The sequence below is a fragment of the Sulfurimonas sp. NWX79 genome (genome assembly GCF_039667035.1).
Classification (GTDB): domain Bacteria; phylum Campylobacterota; class Campylobacteria; order Campylobacterales; family Sulfurimonadaceae; genus Sulfurimonas; species Sulfurimonas indica.
Map to the genome: position 1 here is coordinate 1 of NZ_JALCZL010000014.1, position 19,894 is coordinate 19,894.

A 19,894-nucleotide genomic window follows, 5' to 3' on the forward strand; every position below is an offset into this window, starting at 1 on the left:
GATGAGCTGAAAAAACTTCCTGAAACACAGCGTTTTATGAAAGGAATCTTCGCCTGGCTTGGTTTTAAAACAGCTGTTGTTGAGTACAAGCGAGAAGAGAGAGCTGCAGGTGATACAAGTTTCAATGGCTGGAAACTTTGGAACTTTGCACTTGACGGTATTACGAGTTTTTCAACAGCACCGCTTCGTATCTGGCTCTATGTTGGAATGGTATTGGCATTTATTGCTTTTTTATACGGTTCATGGATTATTCTTAAAACACTTATATTTGGGGCAGATACACCAGGGTATGCTTCCATGATAACAGTTGTTCTCTTTTTGGGAGGTATACAGCTGATGGGTATTGGAATTTTAGGTGAGTATATTGGACGGATATATTTAGAGTCAAAAAACAGACCGGTCTATATCATCGAAAATGAGTATTAAAGGTCATATTCTCCAGTTGGCTAAATATGGCTTTTTTGGAGTAGTCGCTACACTGGTACACCTTTTTGTTGCATGGACAGTTATCTATCTGTTCAACAGTAGCGTCTTTGTATCAAACCTATTTGCTTTTTTGACAGCTTTTGTCTTTTCTTATGTGTTTCAAACACTCTATGTCTTTCAAAGCAGTTTTCATTTTATAAAATTAGCAAAATTTTTTGCTGTACAGTTTGGGACTTTTCTTTTTTCCTACATTCTTTCAGATATTTTTCCAATACAAAACAGCTATTTACACACCCTTGTCATTGTTGCTATAATGCCATTAGTAACATTTATGATTCACAAATTTTGGACATTTAAAGAGATATGATGCATTTAGAGAAAAACTTTATAAAAATTCAGACACTTTTACTTTTGCTGGGGCTTGGACTCTCGCTCTTTTATGCTTCACACCAAATACTTACAGGGGATCAGACCCAGATGCTTTACAAAGGTTATATGGCAGCATATAAAGATGTTTGGATAAATTACGGTAATGCTGCAAGTGCGGTGGGAAATGTTCCAGGGAGTATGCTGACCTATGTTGTAGCACTGCCTGTAATGCTCTTTGACTCGCCCTGGTCACCGATGCTCTTTTTAATCTTTTTGCATTTAGCATCATACTTTTTACTTGACATTGTTATAAAAGATATTTTTAAAGCAGATATTCGTCTAGTATTTTTAATCATCTACTGGCTCAATCCTTGGTTTTTATTTGAAAATATACTCTATAACCCATCTTATCTCTTTTTCTTCTCAGCTCTGCATTTTTACTCAGCCTACAAGCAGCGGGAGAAGAGCTCTTTTTGGTACTCCTTTTTACATATGCTCTCAATTGGTCTCGCTATGCAGTTTCACTATTCATGGATTATTCTCTCTATCATCTCCCTCTATCTGGTTTATAGAAAAATAGTAAAAGTAAACTGGTTTGGAGTGGTTTTTGGTGTTATTGTTATTGGCATCTCTTTGATTCCATACCTACAGGCTGTAATGCAAAACAGCTCTATCACAAAACATGCTGATGATACTGGACGTTATATTGGCTGGGGTGGAGTACATGTATATCCGGTTTTAAAGTCTTTTATCTACTGGCTACGTTATGGTTCATTTTTCTTTCCAAACAAGCTTATTATGAGTGCACATTTTGATTGGATTAGTAGTGTGCATATGGTGCAGCTTATTTTGACGTATCTCTATAAAGCTCTTGTAATTGCTGTTGGTGTTGCAACACTTTACTTCTCTTATAAAGCAAACCGTCTTTTATATGATCGTCTTAAAGGGAGACTCTTTGTGCGTGAGGCAAGCAGTTCCAAAGGGGAGTGGCTTTTACTCTATGTTTTTGGAGCACTTTTAGGGGTTTTTATCAGCTCGATTCTCTCCCCGATAATCTTTAGTTACTGGCATCTTATAATTGTATTTCCGTTTGCAATAATGCCGTTTTTGATCTATTTTAAGCCTTATAGCAAGAACTATCTCAAAAAGTTTGTACTTTTTACTGTAAGCTATTTTTTACTTATAAATATTATGGGTGCAATTGACAGTAGAAAGTATGATATCAAAGTCAATTATGTAAATGATGTTAATGCCTACGTGGCTAAGAGTGTAACTGTTTCAAAGTAATGTTAGCTACCTCTTCACAAGAGAGTTTTTCTATATCTATGGTTTTGTTCTGTGCACCTAAGGCACCATAGACTGCAATATTTGTTTTGTTAAAGAGTGCCAATACCTTGGCACCCGAAGCTACAGCTAAATGCATAGGCCCTGTATCTGCACTGACATAAAGATCACAGGCTCTAAAAAATGCTCCCAGAACACGCAGGTTTTTGTTGGAATAAGATAAAACTTTATCATTAAGTTTTTCTGGAATATCAGGAGATAATATGTCAATAATGACAATATCTTTATCTTTTTGTAAGAGTAAATCCACCCACTCGCTCCACCATGCATCAGCTATTTTTTTATCAAAACGGGCATTTCGAAAGATAGTGATAACTTTTTTTTCTTTATCAATATCATTTTCTTCTAAAATTTTGTTCAGGTCAGTTTTTGCAGTGTTAATCTCTTCTTGTGTGAGCTTTATATCAAGCGAAGGTGCTTTTTGAGGTACTTTAATGTCAAAAAATCGTAGAAACTCTAGAACTTCAAGTCCCATATGAGGATGTGTCGGTCTACCTCGCTCTTGCACATGGGTAAAATCTGCCCAGAGTTTGTCACTGTAAAATGATGCTTTATACTTAGCTTTAACAAGGAGTGAAACTATTTGTGCACTTGTTGAGCCTCCCGAGATATTGAGGGCTACATCATATTTTTTTCTTCGAGTCTGCTTGATATACTCAAACATATCAAGCGGATGTAGCAGAAGTTTTCGTGGAATATCGATGACTCTTTCTACATTTGGCATTGGTTCTAAAATCTTTCCGGCAAGCTTCATTCCGACAATTATGTCAATTTTTGCATCGGGAAGATGCTTTTTGAGTTCATTGATAAGTGGTGTCAGAAAAATCAAGTTACCGATACGGTAGTTTGGACGGATAATAACAATATGTTTTATTTCATCTTTATGGATGGTTGTTTTATGGGCTTTTTTTAAAGAGAAGAATGATAACAAACCATTAAACAGGCTGGATACTTTTTTTCTAATAATTACGTGAAGAGGATATTTCATAAGACTCTTTATTTTTTATGTAATTATAGCAAATTAAGTACCTATCCAAAAGGAAGAGTTTTAGTTTTCCTTTTGGATAGGTACTTAACAATTAACCTCTAATTGGGTAAAATTGCACAGTTATTTACTGGAGAAACTTTGAAAGAGATTGTAAAAAGATTTTGGCCTTATATAAAAGAGTATAAACTTTACTATTTGTTAGTCATTTTTGGTGGCTTGTTGATTCTTATCTCAACAGTTGGAACTGCGCAGATTATGAAACCGATGATGGATGATATGTTCATCAAAAAAGATAAAACCATGCTTTATATCATTCCTTTTGGTCTGATTGCTATCTATGTTACAAAAGCAGTTGGGAAATACATCCAAACAGTATTTATGGAGTATATCGGGCAGAGTATTGTGACGCGTTTTCGTGAGATACTTTTAGATAAGATGATCCATCTTGATATGGGGTTTTTGTATCAAAACAGAAGTGGGGAGCTTATCTCACGTGTGACTAATGATATTGCCCGTATTCAGTTTTTTGTCTCAAATATGCTGCCGGATATGTTTCGGGATTTTTTAACTGTCATTGCACTTGTTGGCTATATTGTTTATTTAAATCCTTTGCTTTCATTCTATACACTTGTTGTTGTACCGCTTATTATTTACCCTTTAATGATGATTGCTAAAAAACTCAAAAAATACTCACACCGTTCGCAGTCAAAAAATGCTGATTTAGTCTCACGTTTGACAGAGGTTTTTAATAACTCTGAGATTATAAAAGCCAATGCAACTGAGAAGTTTGAGATGAAACGTTTTAGTATTGAGAACTGGAACTTTTTTAAGATAAATATGAAAGCAATCTATGTAGGGGCATTGGTTTCACCTATTATGGAGATTATTGCAGTATCAGGGCTTGCGATGGTTGTCTATGTCGGTGGTAAAGAGGTGTTTGATGGCAAGATGACAGTCGGTGAGTTTACGGCTTTCATTACGGCTGTTGGGCTTGTTTTTGAGCCAATTCGTAAACTTGGCGGAACATACTCTAAGATTCAAGATGCTCTTGCTGCAAGTGAGCGTGTCTTTGAGATTGTCGATAAAGAAAATGTAGTGCTTGATGGCAAAAAAGAGCTGCGTGAGGATATCAAAGAGGTAGAGTATAAAAATGTTGTACTTCGATATGAGAACTACAATATTTTAGATGGAGTGAGTCTGAGTATCAAACAGGGTGAACATATCGCACTTGTCGGTGACAGCGGTGGCGGAAAGTCGACATTTATGAATATGCTGCTTCGTTTTTATGACCCTGATGAGGGTGAGGTTTGTATCAACGGCACAAACATTAAAGAGTTTACGCAGAAGTCACTCAAGCATCACATCGCTCTTGTTACACAGCGTATCTATATTTTCCAAGATACTTTGGCAGCCAATGTTGCTTATGGGCAGGAGGAGATAGATGAAGAAAAAATCATAGAAGCCCTCAAACTTGCAGATGCGTATGACTTTGTTATGCAACTCGAAGATGGCATCTATACGATGATGCATGAGGCAGGTGCCAACCTCTCCGGTGGACAGCGTCAGAGAATTGCCATCGCGCGTGCTATCTATAAACATGCTTCGCTGCTGCTTTTTGATGAAGCAACATCAGCCCTTGATAATGAGAGTGAAAAACGTATTCAAGCTGCACTTGATGAATATACAAAAGATAAGATTACCATTACCATCGCGCACCGTCTTTCAACGATTGAAGATGCAGATAAGATTTTAGTATTGCAAAAAGGACGTATTGTTGCGAGTGGTACACACAAAGAGCTATTGAAAAGTTCAGGGGTCTATCAAAGGTTGGCTGGAGAGCTAAAAAAGTAGGAGTATCAGCTTATCCATTAAATGTCCTCCTAATTGGTTTTTGGAGGGCAAAAAAAAGGGTTGAGGCTCATGACTTCCCCAACCCAAATTGCCGCTCCATAAAACCAACTAAAGCGATACTCACAGCCAAAATTATAACATAAAACAAAAACTTTATCAAACTATAAACACTTTTTAGAGATAATCGCACATATACTATTTTAGGACATAAAGCAGATGGAATTAGATTTCGCAAAATTTACAAAATACTCAAAACCGGGACCTCGCTATACTTCATATCCGACGGCCTTGGAGTTTAGTGATGATTTTCAGTATGATGACTATATTAAAAAACTTGAAACACAGGACTCTTCGCGTCCTTTGAGTCTCTATTTTCATCTGCCGTTTTGTAAAAATGCCTGTTATTTTTGTGGCTGTAATGTCGTCTTTACTTCCAAAGAGGATAAGATGCTACGCTATATGGAGTATTTGAAGCGTGAGCTTAAAATACTTTCACAGCACCTTGATTGCTCACGAGAAGTGATTCAAATGCACTTTGGTGGGGGAACACCTACTTTTTTCTCGGCTGCACAGCTAGATGAGATTATTAAAGAGATTAAATCTTACTTTCCAAATTTTGTAGAGGGTGCGGAGATATCTTGTGAGATTGATCCACGTCATATCAATGAAGATCAGATGCGTGTTATGAGTGAGCATGGATTTAACCGCGTGAGCTTTGGTATTCAAGACTTTAATGAAAAAGTACAAGTCGCAGTCCACCGTGTACAACCATATAACATTACAAAAGATGCAATGGATCTGGCGCGCAAGTACAATATGCAATCAGTTAATGTGGATTTGATTTATGGTCTGCCATATCAGACTTTAGAGACTTTTAAAGAGACACTTTCTTTGGCACTTACACTTAATCCTGACAGATTTGCAGTCTTTAACTATGCGCATGTTCCTTGGCTGAAAAAGACGATGCGAAAAATAGATGAAACAACCTTGCCGCGTCCTGATGAAAAACTCCAAATTATGCAGTACACAATTGATTTCTTAACAGAAAATGGCTATAAAATGATTGGGATGGATCACTTCGCAAAACCTGAAGACGAACTTTTTCAGGCGATAGAAAAAGGTGAACTCCATAGAAATTTCCAAGGCTATACAACTAAAGGCGGAGCGGACTTAATCGGAGTGGGACTTACGTCCATCGGTGAAGGTGTGGACTATTATGCACAAAACTTTAAAGATATGCCGAGCTATGAAGCTGCCATTGATGCAGGAAAACTGCCGTTTGAACGTGGTGTAGTACTCAGTGAAGATGATATGATCCGTCAATATGTCATTATGGAGCTAATGAGTAACTTCAAACTTGATATCAAAAGATTTGAATCACTCTTTGATGTTGTTTTTGCTGAATATTTTGCAGATGCACTTCAGGCTTTGGAGCCTTTTGTAGAAGAAGAACTTCTTGTAGTGTGTGATGATAAACTTGAGTGCTCAGCGACGGGAACACTGCTTATCCGTAATATTGCCCAGCCTTTTGATGCATATATGAAAAAGTATGCACAAAGTGATAAAACATTTTCAAAAACGGTGTAGAGATGGATAAAAAACTGGAAGATATTTTTAGCTTCGATAAGATTGCTGATGATTGTGTTAAATGCGGGAAATGTATTCCTGTATGTACTATTCATAATGTCAATGCCGATGAGGTAACAAGCCCGCGCGGATTCATTGATCTTCTGGGTGCATACAAGCGTGGAAACCTAGAGCTAGACAAGACGGCTAAAGATATTTTTGAGAGCTGTTTTTTATGTACAAATTGTGTTGATGTCTGTCCTAAATCACTCCCGACTGATATGATAATAGAGCAGGCCCGTGCAGATATTGCTCAAAAGTTTGGTATTGCATGGTACAAAAAAGCTTTCTTTTTACTGCTGCGCCATAGATGGCTTAATGACTTGGCCTTTAAACTCGGTTGGGTATTTCAGACCTGTGGGTTTAAGATTAAAGCGGATATTGACTCTATGCATTCACGTTTTAATATTCCGATGCTAAAGGCAGACAGACTGCTGCCAAGTTTGAGAAAAACCTCTTTTTTAAATGCGCATCCCGAAAATATCAACAATGGCGGCAAGCGAAAAGTGGCGATTTTTATCGGTTGTCTGGGGAATTACAACTATAGAAATATCGGTGATTCTCTTTTGGAGATTTTAGAGCATCTAGAGATTGATGCCTTTTTGGCAAAAAGCCAGAAATGCTGTTCTGCACCTGCATACTTTACAGGTGATTTTGATACAGTTGATCATAATGCGAAATTTAACATTGAATACTTTGAGAAGTTCGCTGATGATGTTGAGGCTATTTTGGTTCCAGAAGCCACATGTAGCGCGATGCTTAAAATTGACTATGAGCATTACTTCCATGACCAACCGGAGTGGAAAGAGCGTGCAAGAGCTGTGATGAAAAAAGTTTTTATGGCAACAGAGTGGCTACAGCATCATACCGAGCTTGAGTCTATTCTTGCAAAGAAAAAACAAAACAGGAAGATTGTAACGTACCATGACCCGTGCCATGCAAAAAAGATGCAGGGTATTCATGAAGAGCCGCGAAGTCTTATTCGCCAAAACTACAAAATAGTAGAGATGAGCGACCCAAATCAGTGTTGTGGCTTTGGCGGGGTGACAATGCAGTCTGAGAAGTACCATTTTGCAAAAGCTGCCGGTGCTCCAAAAGCAGCAATGATTCAAGAGACAAAAGCTGAAATTGTCAGTGCGGAGTGCTCAGCTTGTCGTATGCAGATAAATGCTTCGATGAACTATGCGGGGGTTGAAACTGTCTTTAAAAACCCAATAGAGCTCATTGCTGATGTATTGCGAGCGTAGATGCACTATTTTGTATGGAATGCCAATCCGGTAGCGCTCTCTTTTGGCTCTGTTCATGTCTTTTGGTATGGAATTTTATTTGCTGCTGCGATTTTAAGCGGTTTGGAGTTTATGAAACGGGTATATCGCCTTGAGGGTAAAGATGAAAATACCATAGAGCCGCTTTTTGTCTATGCCATTATCGGAATCGTTGTCGGGGCGAGGCTTGGGCATTGCTTGTTTTATGACCCTGATTATTATCTTGCGCATCCGCTTAAGATTTTTGCTGTCTGGGAAGGCGGTTTGGCTTCTCACGGAGGAGGGGCGGGAGTGCTTTTGACCCTCTATCTTGGCGCTAAGAAGTATAAGATAGATTTTATGTGGCTGATTGACCGGCTTGTAATTCCAACAGCACTTTTTGGTTTTTTTGTTCGTATGGGTAATTTTATGAACTCTGAGATTTTGGGAAAACCGACAGATGTGCCGTGGGCCGTAATTTTTGAGCGCGTAGATATGTTGCCGCGCCATCCTGCACAGCTCTATGAGGCATTTTCCTATCTTGCAATCTTTTTTATTTTACTCTTTGTCTATAAAAAATCGTATAAAACTCTGCGTCCCGGCTTTATCTTTGGACTCTTTTTAGTGCTTATATTTACAGTACGCTTTCTTGTGGAGTTTGTCAAAGTAAGACAGGCTGATTATACGCTTGGGATTGATTTGACAACGGGGCAGCTGCTGAGTATTCCTTTTTTACTTGCAGGTGTTTTTCTTATCTTTTACTCTTTGAGAAAACGCATTTGATGCAGCGTGTTATTCTCTTTTACTTTCTTTTTATCAATCTGCTTACATTTTTGATCTATAGTTATGATAAATTTATCTCCCGTTATGGGAAAAAACGCAGAGTTTCTGAAAAAGAGTTACATACCTTTTCCATTATAGGCGGATTTTTGGGTGCATCACTTGCTATGGCACTCTTTCATCATAAAATTGCAAAAAGCAGTTTTCTTATTAAGCATATCGTGATTTTACTTTTATGGATAGTAGCTATTGCATACTACTTCACGCAGATAGATGTGATTAACTTTTTGCGTTAGTTATCTCTCTTTTCTATGACGTTTTCTATCTCGTTCAACAGATTTTTTCCATAAAAAATTAACAGCAAGGTATGCACTGATAGAACCAAATACAGAGTAGATGGCAGTTCCAAAATAAAGAGGAATAAAAATATCATCAAGATTGTCTTTAAACCACTTTAGTGTCATCTCGACTGGTTCTGGTTGTATGCCTAGGAAGAAAGACCCTGTAAGATATTCCATATAGTACATTGGTGGCATTGTGATGGGATTACTCAGCCAGCACATAGCAAGCCCTATGGGAACATTAAATTTTACAAACGGAACAAACAGTAGTACGGCAGCCATCTGCATCGGCATAGGGATAAAGGCTATAAAAAGACCGATAAGGACACCTCGAGTAATCATTTTTCTGTTTGTAGAGAGATATTCGGGTGGAATTTTGTATTTTTTGATAAAGTCTCTGAGTTTTTTATGTGAGGAAGTCTTTTTAAGTGTTTTTCGTATCATACCAAAGCTTGTTTTTCAAATTAATTTTCGAAAGTATATCGCTTTTATGGTAAATTTGGCTGAGGTTTGTCGAAAAAATAGCCTTGAGACTTATTAACACCAAGTTTGATGAGTTTATTGTGAATATCTTCATTTTCTACATACTCTGCAATAGTCTTTATCTGCATCTCTTTTGCAAAAGCAACAATAACAGAAGTAATAATTTCTGAGCGTTTGTTATGGACTATCTCTTTAATGATGCTGCCATCTATTTTGATAAAGTCAGCCTGAAGTTTCATAAGATGTTCAAAGTTGGAATATCCTGTACCAAAATCATCGATAGCGATTTTACAACCGTATGATTTGACCATATTGATAAAATCTTCTACCTTCTCAAAATTCTCAATACTCTCACTCTCTACGATCTCAAAGATAACTCTGTGTGAGATATTATAGTTTTGCAAAGTTCTCTCTATCATAGTTGTGATTTTCTTATCAAGAATGTCATCAATTGTAAGGTTGATTGAGAAGTCAAAGTCATTCTCTTTAAAGGCTTCAAAACTTTTTTGGATGACAATTCTTGTCAGTTGTTTATAGAGCTTTGATTTTTTGGCAATCTCCAAAAACTTATTTGGAGCAATGATGTTCCCCTCTTGGTCAATGAGCCGTATCAGCGTTTCATACTTACATATTTCATTACTCTCATTGTCCATAATCGGCTGATAAAACAGAACAATTCTATCTTCTTTGATCGCCTCTTTTATCTCTTTTATCCAGCGAATGTTGTTTTCGTACTCTTCATTTAAGGAGATCTCCTCTGTATAGAAGATAATACTTTTTTTAGAGCGTCTTGCAGCTTTGAGAGCCATATTCGCAGTAGGAAGCAGTTGTTCGGTACTTTCTGTAGAGATTCCGACTGTAATATGGAGTGCGATCTCTTGATCCTCAATCTCTAAAGGATTTTCATTGATATAATTGACAAGTTGAGCGATATTATTTGTCAATATCTTTGCATCTCTCTCTCCAGAGAGAATGACAAACTCATCACCGCTAAGGCGATATACCTCACAGTTTTTATATATTTTGAGATTGTTCTTGAGCAGTTGACTAAAAGCGATGAGTACTCTATTTCCAAATTTTTCCCCAAAAAGGTCATTGATTTGAGAAAATCTGTCTATATTGAGCAGGATAAGTACCATTGAGTCTCTTTTGTTCTTATCTTCTAAGAGTGCCGTTCTGTTTTTAAGTCCTGTCAGAGAGTCTATGTAGAGCATGGTTCGCAGCTCTTTTGTGTACTCTAGGAGTTGTTGGTTCTTTTCTTTGAGCTTTGTTGTGATATTTCTGTTCTTATTGTAAACAAAGAATTTGAGAAGATAGTAGATACCCGTCAGTGATGCAGAGATATTTAAAAAGAAAAAGATCTCTTTCGCACTCTTTGGCATAGTCTCTTTATGATGTGCGATAAGCCATGGATCGATTAAAACAGAAAAGCCCATCAAGGCTAAAAATGAAAAGAGCCAATACTTTGCTTCTCCTCGTTTTTCATGAATGATAGCGGCAATCGGAGCAAAAAATGCCCAGACCATGATATAGCTGCTATTTGCAAAACCGCCTAAAACCCACATCAATAAAAAAGGCAAGATAAGAACAAGAAGCATCTGTGTTTTTTGAATAGCGAGAAGATTATTGGTTTTTTTGTAGTGCCACAGATTAAATAGAGAGATAAAACTGTAAAACATAGGAATAGTTGCAGCAGTATACTGACCATAGATAAGATAAATAAGTGCCCATAAAAAACTGATAGGACCTATAAGTATCGGTACTATAATAACAGAGATCTCTTTAAGCTTATATGGGTTGAGATGAAGCTTATCTAGTTGTATAATGTCATTTAAATAATTTTTATATGTTGCCATCATTGTCTACGTGTCATTTTCTTATATTTTTGTGAGAATTATATCACAAAAGTATCACATCCTTATATTAAATTTTATTATCACATTTATAACTGTAATCTTTGAGTTAATATGCTAAAATACCGCTATATAAATATTTATAAGGGTAAAAATGTCATTTGAAAAACTAGGAGTCTTTAAACCTCTGCTTGATGCCATAGAAGATTTGGCTTACACAAGGCCGACAACGATTCAACAAAGAGCAATTCCTTTAGTTTTACAGAAAAAAGATATTTTTGCTACAGCACAAACTGGGACGGGAAAAACAGCTGCTTTTGCACTTCCTATTTTACAGCGTCTTCGTAAACATCAAGAGAGTAAAGGGATTCGTGCAATCATTCTTTCTCCGACACGCGAGCTTTCTATTCAGATATATGAAGATATCAATGCTTATGCAAAATATATGGATATAAAAACAGATATTTTGGTTGGTGGAAAAGATTTGGAAAAACAGCGTAAACGTCTCAAACATGGTACTGAAATAGTTATAGCAACGCCTGGACGACTGCTAGAACATATTGAGAATGGACTCAATTTAAGTGATGTAGAGATTTTTGTACTTGATGAAGCAGATAGAATGCTTGATATGGGTTTTACGAAAGATATTAGAAAGATTCATCCATTGTTACCAAAACGTCATCAGACACTCCTTTTTTCTGCAACATTTTCAGATAAGGTGAGAAAGCTTTCAAAACTTATATTGACAAAACCTGCATTTATTGAAACTGCAAAGAAAAATACGACGGTTGATACAATCAATCAGATAGCCTATCAGGTTGATACTGCAAGAAAAGCAGAACTTTTGGCATATCTTATAGGCTCACGCAACTTTCCTCAGGTCCTTGTCTTTACACGCACAAAGGCAAGTGCAGATGAGCTTGCAGAAGAACTCAAAAAAGATGGGCTTAAAGTCGGTGTGATTCATGGAGATAAGACAAAAGCAAAACGTTTAAAAACGCTTACACAGTTTAAAGAGGGTAAATTTCGAGTACTCGTTGCAACAGATATTGCCTCACGTGGACTTGATATTGAGGAGTTACCATATGTCATTAACTATGAACTTCCTTCCATTCCTGAAGATTATGTGCATCGTGTTGGGCGTACCGGGCGTGCAGGGCGTGAAGGTGAGGCTATTAGTTTGATTGATATCTATGAGAAGTATGATATCAAAGAGATTGAAAAGCTCATCGGTCAAAAGATTCCGAAAGATGTTGTAGAAGGTTTCGAGCCAGACCCGAATATTCGTCGTAAAGATGTTGATGAAGTCAAATTAAAAGCAGAGCATAAACGTGAGGCAAAGAAGTTTGTCAAACATAAAAAAGAGCCTAAACGTGTAACGGCGAAACTCTTAAAAAGTGCCAAGAAAAAGAGAAAAACAACCAAGAGAGATGGATAATCAACTCTCTGGTGGATAGATCTTCATAGGTTCTTTAGGTGAAGTGCTTACTGTTTTTTCTTCTTCTATAGTCTCTTCTTCTATATCATTGTTATCATACTCTATCTCTTCATCATCAAAAAGTCTATGGTAAAGAAGTCCGTAAGTGATATATGCCGTTGGAACACTCCATATCAGTCCGATACCCATAGGAATTGCACCAAGCAGTACGATGATAAATATGGCAATTCCAAGGCCAAAAAAGCGAAACCACTGTTTTGTAACAGTCTTACGTGAGAGCTCCATTGCATTCCAGACACTCATATTTTTATCTGCTATAAGGGGAAGTGTATAAGTATATGCTACTGCAAGGTAGATACCAGGTATGACAAGAGCGATAAATCCAAGAATTGTAAAAAGCGTTACTAAAATATAACCGAGCAAGAGATATGGATAGCGTCCAAAATAGTCAAATATCTGTTTAACAGCCAGCTCTTTTTGTCGTGCACGTGAGATACCAAGAATGATAATTCCAACAGCAATAGGCAGTGTAAGTACATTTAAAAGAAGGTCCAGATACTGTTCAACTTCAGGCATAATCAGCAGGAGTGTAAAAGCAATAGTCAACTGAATAAGTAAAAAAAGAAGCAGTGAAGCGATAAATGTCCATTTAACACCATCTGTTCGCCTAAAAGCCTCTTTAATGACACCAAATATAGAGAAAGTATAGTCTTGCATTAGCGTAACCTTGAATAATTTTGAGTTATTATACTTTTACTTATAAAAGATTGCAAGCCAAACTGTTTTTTTATTTTCTACAGTCCAGATTACCTTATGCTTTTCATGTGCTTTTATATTGATAAAATCGCCTTTTTTCAGGTTTACTTTTTTATCGATAAACTCTAAAGTAGCACTCCCCTCTAAAACGATGACCCATTCATTCTCTTCCTGGTCATACCATCCCTCTTTTGGTGATCTGTGACCATAGGAGATGATACGCTCTATACGGATATCATCTGCTTCAAGCAGTGTCTCAAAAACCTCTTGTGATAAATCTGATGGAATATTTGTAAAGACATTTGATGTTTGCATAGCAGTATTATATGATATTATTGCACTATGTTTGAAAATTATGAGTTAGAGATTCTTTATAAAGATGACTATTTGGTGGCTATCAATAAACCAAGTGGACTTTTGGTACACAAGTCTATGATAGATAGGCATGAGATCTATTATGCGATGAAGATGCTGCGTGATCAGATAGGTGCATGGGTATATCCTGTTCATAGATTAGACAAACCGACTTCAGGGGTTCTTCTTTTTGCACTGGATTCTCATACGTCAAAACTGCTCAATGAACAGTTTAAAGCGCATGCAACACGAAAAAAATACATTGCAGTCGTTCGAGGCTATACAGATGAGTCAGGTCTGATAGAGCATGCCCTTAAAGAGAAGCTTGATAAAATCAGCGATAAGGATGCACAAAAAGACAAAGGTGCCCAAGATGCTATAACAGAGTATAAGAGAGTGGAAACTGTCGAGATTGACAGACCGGTAGGACGTTATGAAAAAACACGTTATTCCTTAGTAGAACTTTTGCCACAGACGGGCAGAAAGCATCAGCTTCGCCGTCATATGAAACATATTTCGCATCATATTCTTGGTGATACAAAGTATGGAAGAGGGGAGCATAATAAATTTATACGTGCAGAATATGGAGTACATAGACTTTTGCTTCACTGCGTGAGTCTTGAATTGCAACATCCCTATAGTGGTGCAAATCTGATATTTAAAGCAAAATTAGATGCAACGTTTCAAAAACTCTTTAATGAGTTTGGATGGCAAGATAAGATAGAATTTTATAATTAAAAATAAAAAGAGAATAGAGATGAGTGAACAACCAAAAGCGATATATCTAAAAGATTACAAAAAACCCTCTTTTGCCATTAAAAGTGTCAATCTAACATTTGAGCTTTATGAAGAAGAGACCATTGTTACCAATGTTATGGAGTTTTTAAAACTTGAAAATGTGACTGACTTACGACTTCACACTGAAGAGTTGGAACTTTTGGAGATTGAACTCGATGGTATGGTACTCTCAGGTGAGCATTATAACATTGATGCAGAATCATTAACGATTAGTAATGTACCAGAAGCTTTTAAACTCAAAATCATCAATAAAATCTATCCGCATAAAAATACCGAGCTTGAAGGTCTATACAGATCAGGAGATATCTTTTGTACTCAGTGTGAACCAGAAGGTTTTCGAAGAATCACGCCTTATCTTGACCGTCCTGATGTTATGAGTCTCTTTACTACAACGGTTATAGCTGACAAAGAGAAGTATCCAGTACTACTGAGTAATGGAAACAGATTGCAGTGCCATGACAGCTTTGACAGTCGTCATGGAGTGACCTGGCATGATCCACATCCAAAGCCTTCCTATCTTTTTGCTTTGGTTGCCGGAGATTTGGGGGAGGTAAGTGACAGTTTTATAACAATGAGCGGCAAAGAAGTTGCTCTTAACATTTATGTAGACAGAGGAAATGAGTCCAAATGCTCTCACGCAATGAGCTCACTCAAAGAAGCTATGCTCTGGGATGAAGAACAGTATGGAAGAGAGTATGATCTTGATATCTATAATATAGTAGCAGTTGACAGTTTTAATATGGGGGCCATGGAGAACAAAGGGCTCAATATCTTTAACTCTGCCTATGTTCTAGCAGACAGCGATACGGCAACAGATGCAAATTTTATGGGTATTGAATCTGTTATTGCCCATGAGTATTTTCATAACTGGACAGGAAATCGTATAACCTGTCGTGACTGGTTTCAGCTCACCCTTAAAGAGGGGTTGACCGTCTTTCGTGACCAGTGCTTCTCAGCAGATATGAACTCAAGTGAGGTACAACGCATAGAAGATGTAAAAGGATTGCGTGAGCGTCAGTTTGTTGAAGATGCATCGCCTACACGTCATCCTATCCAGCCAAAATCATACATCTCAATGAATAACTTCTATACTTCGACCGTCTATGAAAAAGGTGCTGAGGTCATTCGTATGATGTATACACTGCTAGGAGAAGAGAAGTACCGCGGGGCTATGGATCTGTACTTTAAAAGTTTTGAAGGTGAAGCAGTAACGACAGGTGACTTTGTCTGGGCAATGAGCAAAGCAGGTGAGATTGATTTAGAGCAGTTTAAACTCTGGTATCACCAAAGTGGTACACCTCGTCTTGTCGTTCAAGAGCATTTTGAAAATGGTAGATATACTTTAAAGCTCACGCAGAAGATTCCTGATGACGTTGATGGCTCAAAGCAGGAACCGATGTACTATCCTTTAAAGATGGCATTGATTCATCAAGATGGCGCAGAGGCATTTGAGGAGATGCTTATCATCTCAAAAGAGCAAGAGACATTTACCTTTGAAGGTTTTGATGCAAAACCGGTACTCTCCATTAATAGAGATTTTTCTGCACCTATTATAGTAGAACAGGAACAGATAGATTATGCTTTTTTAATGAAGTATGATACCAACAGTTTTACGCAGTATGAAGCAGCACAAAACTTTGCTGTTGCAACATTGGAAGCAATGATGGAAGGTCATGATATCAATAAGGCTTACATCGAAGCTTTTGGGTATCTGCTTGATCTGGATATCGATCTTTCATATAAGGCACTTCTTTTAGAACTGCCATCAGTCTCTACATTAATGCAGCGACAGGAGATTGTTGATTGTCAAAAAATTTATGCTGCACAAGAGGACCTATTAAAAGAACTTGCATTTACTTTTAAAGAGAAGCTTTTAGAACTCTACCGCGAAAATCACTCTACAAGTGCTTCTTTGGACGCAAAAAGTATTTCTAAGCGTGCTATCAAAAACAGAGTCTTAAAACTGCTTTCTGCTTTAGAGAGTAAAGAGATAGCACTCATTGCAAAAGCCCAGTATGATAAATCTCTTACGATGACAGACAGAGTGGTGGCCCTTGATGTGTTAGAGCATACTGACGAACCGTTAGCTGAAGAATCTTTTAAAGATTTTTACAATAAGTATAAAGAGAACACACTTGTGATGAACAAATACTTTGCTCTGCTTTCATCTTCATTGCGTGATGATATTTTGCATCGTGTAAAAGCACTGCAGAATGATGAGGTATATGATGATAAAGTGCCAAACCTTGTACGTTCTTTAGTAGGAACCTTTGCTCGAAATCATAAACATTTTCATGCAAAAGATGGAGAGGGATATAAATTTGTTGCAGATAAGATCATTGAGATCGATAAAATCAACCCACAAATGGCCTCTGGGCTCTGCTCAACATTTAAAATATATGATAAAATGAACAAAGAAAACCAAAAATTAATGAAGCGAGAATTGATGCGTGTAGTTTCTACACAGTCACTTTCAAAAAATTCTTTTGAGATTATAGAGAAAATTTTAAAATCAAATTAGTTTTTTTGTTTAATGAACTTTTTATCTCTCCTAAAATAGGGCAAAAATAGCATGTATTTCTTAAATTTATCAAAATTATAAGTAATTGTAATTACTTTTTGTGATACAAATGTGATTATTTTTTGATAAGATTTTCTAGAACTTGAAAATAGGATGAATATATGGCAAGATTAGTAGTATTAGGTGGTGGTGTTGCTGGACATACAACAGCAACATTCGCTGCAAAATGGTTAGGATCTGGGCACGAAGTAGTAGTTGTCACTCCAAATGCAAAATGGAACTGGATTCCATCAAACATCTGGGTTGGCGTTGGACAAATGACAAAAGAGGATGTTACTTTTGATTTGGCCCCTGTATATGCAAAAGCTGGAATTACATATCATCAGGCTAAAGCAGTATCAATCAATCCAGAAGGTAATGAGTCAAGCGATAAGCCTTTTGTAACTATTGAATATACAAGTGCAGATAAAGCAGGTCAAAGTGAAACTATTGAATATGATTATTTAGTAAATGCAACTGGTCCAAAACTTAATTTCGGTGCAACACCAGGTTTAGGTGAAGGAAGTCAATTAGGTGAGCATACGGTTTCAGTATGTACTGCAGACCACGCTGTTCACGCTTCTGAAAAATTAGCTGAAGCTATTGAAAAGATGAAAGCTGGAACACGTCAAAAATTCCTTATTGGTACAGGTCACGGTATGTGTACATGTCAAGGTGCTGCATTTGAGTATATCTTCAATATCGAACATGAGTTAAGAAAAGCCGGTGTACGTGATATGGCAGATATGAAATGGATCTCAAATGAGTCATTCCTTGGTGACTTTGGTATGGGTGGACTTCATATGAAAGTTGGTGGATATGTTGTATCTTCTAAGCTTTTTGCTGAATCACTTTTTGCTGAGCGTGATGTTGAATGGATTATAGGTGCGCATGTTTCGAAAGTTGAAGAAGGGAAAGTTCATTATGAGCTTCTTGATGGTTCAACGGGTGAAGAGGAGTTCGATTTCTCAATGCTTATTCCACCATTTGCAGGTGTAGGTCTTAAAGCTTACAACAAAGCAGGTGAAGATATCACTGATACTGTGTTTGCTCCAAACGGATTTATGAAAGTTGATGCAAACTATAATGCTGGTGCTTATGAGAACTGGAAAGCATCTGACTGGCCAAGAACATACCAAAACCCTACATATAAAAATATGTTTGCTGCTGGTATCGCTTTCGCACCACCACATATCATCTCTAAACCTATGAGTTCTCCAAATGGAACTCCGATTAACCCAACACCACCAAGAACTGGTATGCCTTCTGGTATTATCGGTAAAGCTGTTGCACACTCTGTTTGTGACTTAATGACAAAAGGTGAAAATGCTCATTTACATGAAGCTTCTATGGCTGAAATGGGTGCTGCTTGTGTTGCTTCTGCAGGTAAAGGTATATTTGACGGAACTGCGGCTGCGATGACAGTTTACCCTGTTGTTCCTGACTTTGAAAAATATCCTGGAACAGGTCGTGATACAGACTATACATTTGGTGAAATCGGTCTTGCTGGACACTGGATTAAACATATTTTACATCACCTGTTTATCTATAAAGCAAAACTAAATCCAGGCTGGACTTTAATTCCAGAATAAAATATAAGGAGACAACATGAGCGAGAAAAAACTAGTAGAAGAAGAAGTAAACTTTCAAAAAAGTGATGCATTTAATCTTACAATGATTCCAGGTGCATTCGCTAGAAAAATGAGAACATGTCTTATCTGGCAATTTATCAGATTTGTAGTGATCAATATTAAAATGATTATCGTGGTAGGAAAAAGCCACTAATTTTATAACTTTGGGATTTATCCCAAAGTGATTCCCCTTTAAATATTTCCCAAAAACGATATAAAAGGCGCTTTTATGGTTAAAGAGATTATCACATACCCAACTCCACTTAGTGTCGAATATGCAACTGATGTAAGAGTTTTTAATGACGAGTTATTTGCCTTGATAGAAGATCTCAAAGATACTATCAATGAAAATAATTTGGATGGTCTTGCCGCTTTTCAGATTGGGAGCTATTATAATGTGATTGTTGTGAAAAATGAGGATGGTGAACTTATAGAGATGATCAACCCTCGTCTTATCGCACACAGCGGCCGAGTCACTACCGAAGAATCAACTGCATACTATCCAAACCAAACAGCAGAGATAACACGTTATGAAAATATCAGTGTGGTTTATCAAGACCGAGATGCAAAAGATTGTTCTCTCAAAGCAAGTGGGTCTATGGCTATTGTAATCCAGAGAAAAATTGATTATACCTTTGGTGCGACATTCATTCATAAGATGTCCAAAGAGGCAAAAGAGGCTTTTGAAAACAGACTTGAGTATGGTGGTGAAGTAGGAAGTGCAGACTACTGTCAAACAAGTTTTAAAAGAGATAAAATTGTACTGATAATGAATGTGATTATGGTATTTATGGCACTTGGTTTTGTTGCATCTCTTTTTATTGAGGATAGCTTACTGCTGCAAAATATTTGGAAGTATCTTCTGTATGGTTCTATCGGGGTTGTTCTTCTTGATGTAGTCTATTTCTTTTATGCACAGTATGAGGGAAAACAACAAAGTGGATGTAGCAGTTGTCAGATAGGGAACATTATTGGAACGGCACTGATAGTACTTTTTAAATTGAGTATTATTATGCTGCTTTCTTATTTCTTTGTATATCAATAGAAGTAGA

At 37.1% G+C, this 19,894-nt stretch carries 18 protein-coding genes and 1 pseudogene; 14 read left to right on the top strand and 5 right to left on the bottom strand.

Annotated features, from left to right (window positions below):
* From MNY27_RS07120 to MNY27_RS07130, 3 genes and pseudogenes are all read left to right on the top strand, one after another.
* Positions 1-426, top strand: a pseudogene (locus tag MNY27_RS07120) (glycosyltransferase); the annotation flags it as partial.
* A 16-nt stretch (positions 427-442) separates the two neighbouring features.
* On the top strand, positions 443-793 hold the full coding sequence (locus tag MNY27_RS07125) for a GtrA family protein (RefSeq protein ID WP_346392040.1): 351 nt from the start codon (positions 443-445) through the stop codon (positions 791-793).
* A complete protein-coding gene (locus MNY27_RS07130; protein WP_346392041.1) occupies positions 790-2,082 on the top strand; it encodes a 3-deoxy-D-manno-octulosonic acid transferase in 1,293 nt (430 codons plus the stop codon). The genes MNY27_RS07125 and MNY27_RS07130 overlap by 4 nt, the downstream gene beginning before the upstream one ends.
* Here the strand turns inward: MNY27_RS07130 and MNY27_RS07135 are convergent.
* On the bottom strand, positions 2,057-3,127 hold the full coding sequence (locus MNY27_RS07135; RefSeq protein WP_152184309.1) for a glycosyltransferase family 9 protein: 1,071 nt from the start codon (positions 3,125-3,127) through the stop codon (positions 2,057-2,059). The two genes, MNY27_RS07130 and MNY27_RS07135, sit on opposite strands and share 26 nt — an antisense overlap.
* 138 nt (positions 3,128-3,265) lie before the next feature.
* Here MNY27_RS07135 and MNY27_RS07140 point away from each other — a divergent pair, with 138 nt between their 5' ends.
* From MNY27_RS07140 to MNY27_RS07160, 5 genes are all read left to right on the top strand, one after another.
* On the top strand, positions 3,266-4,978 hold the full coding sequence (locus MNY27_RS07140; protein WP_152184308.1) for an ABC transporter ATP-binding protein: 1,713 nt from the start codon (positions 3,266-3,268) through the stop codon (positions 4,976-4,978).
* A gap of 216 nt (positions 4,979-5,194) precedes the next feature.
* Complete coding sequence (gene hemN / locus MNY27_RS07145; RefSeq protein WP_152184307.1) at positions 5,195-6,565, top strand: oxygen-independent coproporphyrinogen III oxidase; 1,371 nt, start codon at positions 5,195-5,197, stop codon at positions 6,563-6,565.
* A 2-nt stretch (positions 6,566-6,567) separates the two neighbouring features.
* Complete coding sequence (locus MNY27_RS07150) at positions 6,568-7,851, top strand: (Fe-S)-binding protein (protein WP_346392042.1); 1,284 nt, start codon at positions 6,568-6,570, stop codon at positions 7,849-7,851.
* Positions 7,852-8,631: a prolipoprotein diacylglyceryl transferase gene (gene lgt / locus MNY27_RS07155; protein ID WP_152184305.1), complete on the top strand. Its 780-nt coding sequence runs from the start codon at positions 7,852-7,854 to the stop codon at positions 8,629-8,631.
* Entirely contained in the window at positions 8,631-8,924 is a 294-nt protein-coding gene (locus tag MNY27_RS07160) for a DUF1294 domain-containing protein (protein ID WP_152184304.1), read from the top strand. Before lgt ends, MNY27_RS07160 begins: the two co-directional genes overlap by 1 nt.
* On the opposite strand, the gene MNY27_RS07165 is transcribed toward MNY27_RS07160, so the two are convergent.
* Together MNY27_RS07165 and MNY27_RS07170 are read right to left on the bottom strand one after the other, a co-directional pair.
* Entirely contained in the window at positions 8,925-9,413 is a 489-nt protein-coding gene (locus MNY27_RS07165) for a DUF2062 domain-containing protein (protein ID WP_152184303.1), read from the bottom strand. It lies immediately after the preceding gene.
* A 44-nt stretch (positions 9,414-9,457) separates the two neighbouring features.
* A complete protein-coding gene (locus MNY27_RS07170; protein ID WP_346392043.1) occupies positions 9,458-11,308 on the bottom strand; it encodes a bifunctional diguanylate cyclase/phosphodiesterase in 1,851 nt (616 codons plus the stop codon).
* 151 nt (positions 11,309-11,459) lie between these two features.
* On the opposite strand from MNY27_RS07170, the gene MNY27_RS07175 reads away from it, so the two are divergent.
* Complete coding sequence (locus MNY27_RS07175) at positions 11,460-12,743, top strand: DEAD/DEAH box helicase (protein ID WP_346392044.1); 1,284 nt, start codon at positions 11,460-11,462, stop codon at positions 12,741-12,743.
* On the opposite strand, the gene MNY27_RS07180 is transcribed toward MNY27_RS07175, so the two are convergent.
* Both MNY27_RS07180 and MNY27_RS07185 read right to left on the bottom strand, forming a co-directional pair.
* A complete protein-coding gene (locus tag MNY27_RS07180) occupies positions 12,744-13,460 on the bottom strand; it encodes a hypothetical protein (protein WP_188109478.1) in 717 nt (238 codons plus the stop codon). It lies immediately after the preceding gene.
* A 36-nt stretch (positions 13,461-13,496) separates the two neighbouring features.
* On the bottom strand, positions 13,497-13,814 hold the full coding sequence (locus MNY27_RS07185; protein WP_346392045.1) for a cupin domain-containing protein: 318 nt from the start codon (positions 13,812-13,814) through the stop codon (positions 13,497-13,499).
* A 27-nt stretch (positions 13,815-13,841) separates the two neighbouring features.
* Here MNY27_RS07185 and truC point away from each other — a divergent pair, with 27 nt between their 5' ends.
* The 5 genes from truC (at position 13,842) to MNY27_RS07210 (ending at position 19,887) form a co-directional block, all read left to right on the top strand.
* Positions 13,842-14,591 (top strand): tRNA pseudouridine(65) synthase TruC, encoded by a 750-nt coding sequence (truC, locus tag MNY27_RS07190; RefSeq protein WP_152184299.1) that lies wholly within the window; start codon positions 13,842-13,844, stop codon positions 14,589-14,591.
* Between the two features lie 19 nt (positions 14,592-14,610).
* Complete coding sequence (gene pepN, locus MNY27_RS07195; protein ID WP_346392046.1) at positions 14,611-17,172, top strand: aminopeptidase N; 2,562 nt, start codon at positions 14,611-14,613, stop codon at positions 17,170-17,172.
* Between the two features lie 161 nt (positions 17,173-17,333).
* Positions 17,334-18,803, top strand: coding sequence for an FAD-dependent oxidoreductase (locus MNY27_RS07200; RefSeq protein WP_152184297.1), 1,470 nt, complete (start codon positions 17,334-17,336; stop codon positions 18,801-18,803).
* A 16-nt stretch (positions 18,804-18,819) separates the two neighbouring features.
* Positions 18,820-18,996, top strand: coding sequence for a hypothetical protein (locus tag MNY27_RS07205; protein ID WP_188109477.1), 177 nt, complete (start codon positions 18,820-18,822; stop codon positions 18,994-18,996).
* Positions 18,997-19,071: 75 nt separating this feature from the next.
* On the top strand, positions 19,072-19,887 hold the full coding sequence (locus tag MNY27_RS07210) for a peptide deformylase (protein WP_346392047.1): 816 nt from the start codon (positions 19,072-19,074) through the stop codon (positions 19,885-19,887).
* Positions 19,888-19,894: the final 7 nt, after the last annotated feature.

Excerpts from the sequence above, each read along its gene's own strand:
- MNY27_RS07165 (WP_152184303.1), bottom strand. The coding sequence starts at position 9,413 with ATGATACGAAAAACACTTAAAAAGACTTCCTCACATAAAAAACTCAGA.
- MNY27_RS07150 (WP_346392042.1), top strand. The coding sequence starts at position 6,568 with ATGGATAAAAAACTGGAAGATATTTTTAGCTTCGATAAGATTGCTGAT.
- MNY27_RS07175 (WP_346392044.1), top strand. The coding sequence starts at position 11,460 with ATGTCATTTGAAAAACTAGGAGTCTTTAAACCTCTGCTTGATGCCATA.
- MNY27_RS07185 (WP_346392045.1), bottom strand. The coding sequence starts at position 13,814 with ATGCAAACATCAAATGTCTTTACAAATATTCCATCAGATTTATCACAA.
- MNY27_RS07210 (WP_346392047.1), top strand. The coding sequence starts at position 19,072 with ATGGTTAAAGAGATTATCACATACCCAACTCCACTTAGTGTCGAATAT.
- MNY27_RS07135 (WP_152184309.1), bottom strand. The coding sequence starts at position 3,127 with ATGAAATATCCTCTTCACGTAATTATTAGAAAAAAAGTATCCAGCCTG.
- MNY27_RS07205 (WP_188109477.1), top strand. The coding sequence starts at position 18,820 with ATGAGCGAGAAAAAACTAGTAGAAGAAGAAGTAAACTTTCAAAAAAGT.
- MNY27_RS07170 (WP_346392043.1), bottom strand. The coding sequence starts at position 11,308 with ATGGCAACATATAAAAATTATTTAAATGACATTATACAACTAGATAAG.
- MNY27_RS07200 (WP_152184297.1), top strand. The coding sequence starts at position 17,334 with ATGGCAAGATTAGTAGTATTAGGTGGTGGTGTTGCTGGACATACAACA.
- truC (WP_152184299.1), top strand. The coding sequence starts at position 13,842 with ATGTTTGAAAATTATGAGTTAGAGATTCTTTATAAAGATGACTATTTG.
- hemN (WP_152184307.1), top strand. The coding sequence starts at position 5,195 with ATGGAATTAGATTTCGCAAAATTTACAAAATACTCAAAACCGGGACCT.
- lgt (WP_152184305.1), top strand. The coding sequence starts at position 7,852 with ATGCACTATTTTGTATGGAATGCCAATCCGGTAGCGCTCTCTTTTGGC.
- MNY27_RS07130 (WP_346392041.1), top strand. The coding sequence starts at position 790 with ATGATGCATTTAGAGAAAAACTTTATAAAAATTCAGACACTTTTACTT.
- MNY27_RS07160 (WP_152184304.1), top strand. The coding sequence starts at position 8,631 with ATGCAGCGTGTTATTCTCTTTTACTTTCTTTTTATCAATCTGCTTACA.
- pepN (WP_346392046.1), top strand. The coding sequence starts at position 14,611 with ATGAGTGAACAACCAAAAGCGATATATCTAAAAGATTACAAAAAACCC.
- MNY27_RS07180 (WP_188109478.1), bottom strand. The coding sequence starts at position 13,460 with ATGCAAGACTATACTTTCTCTATATTTGGTGTCATTAAAGAGGCTTTT.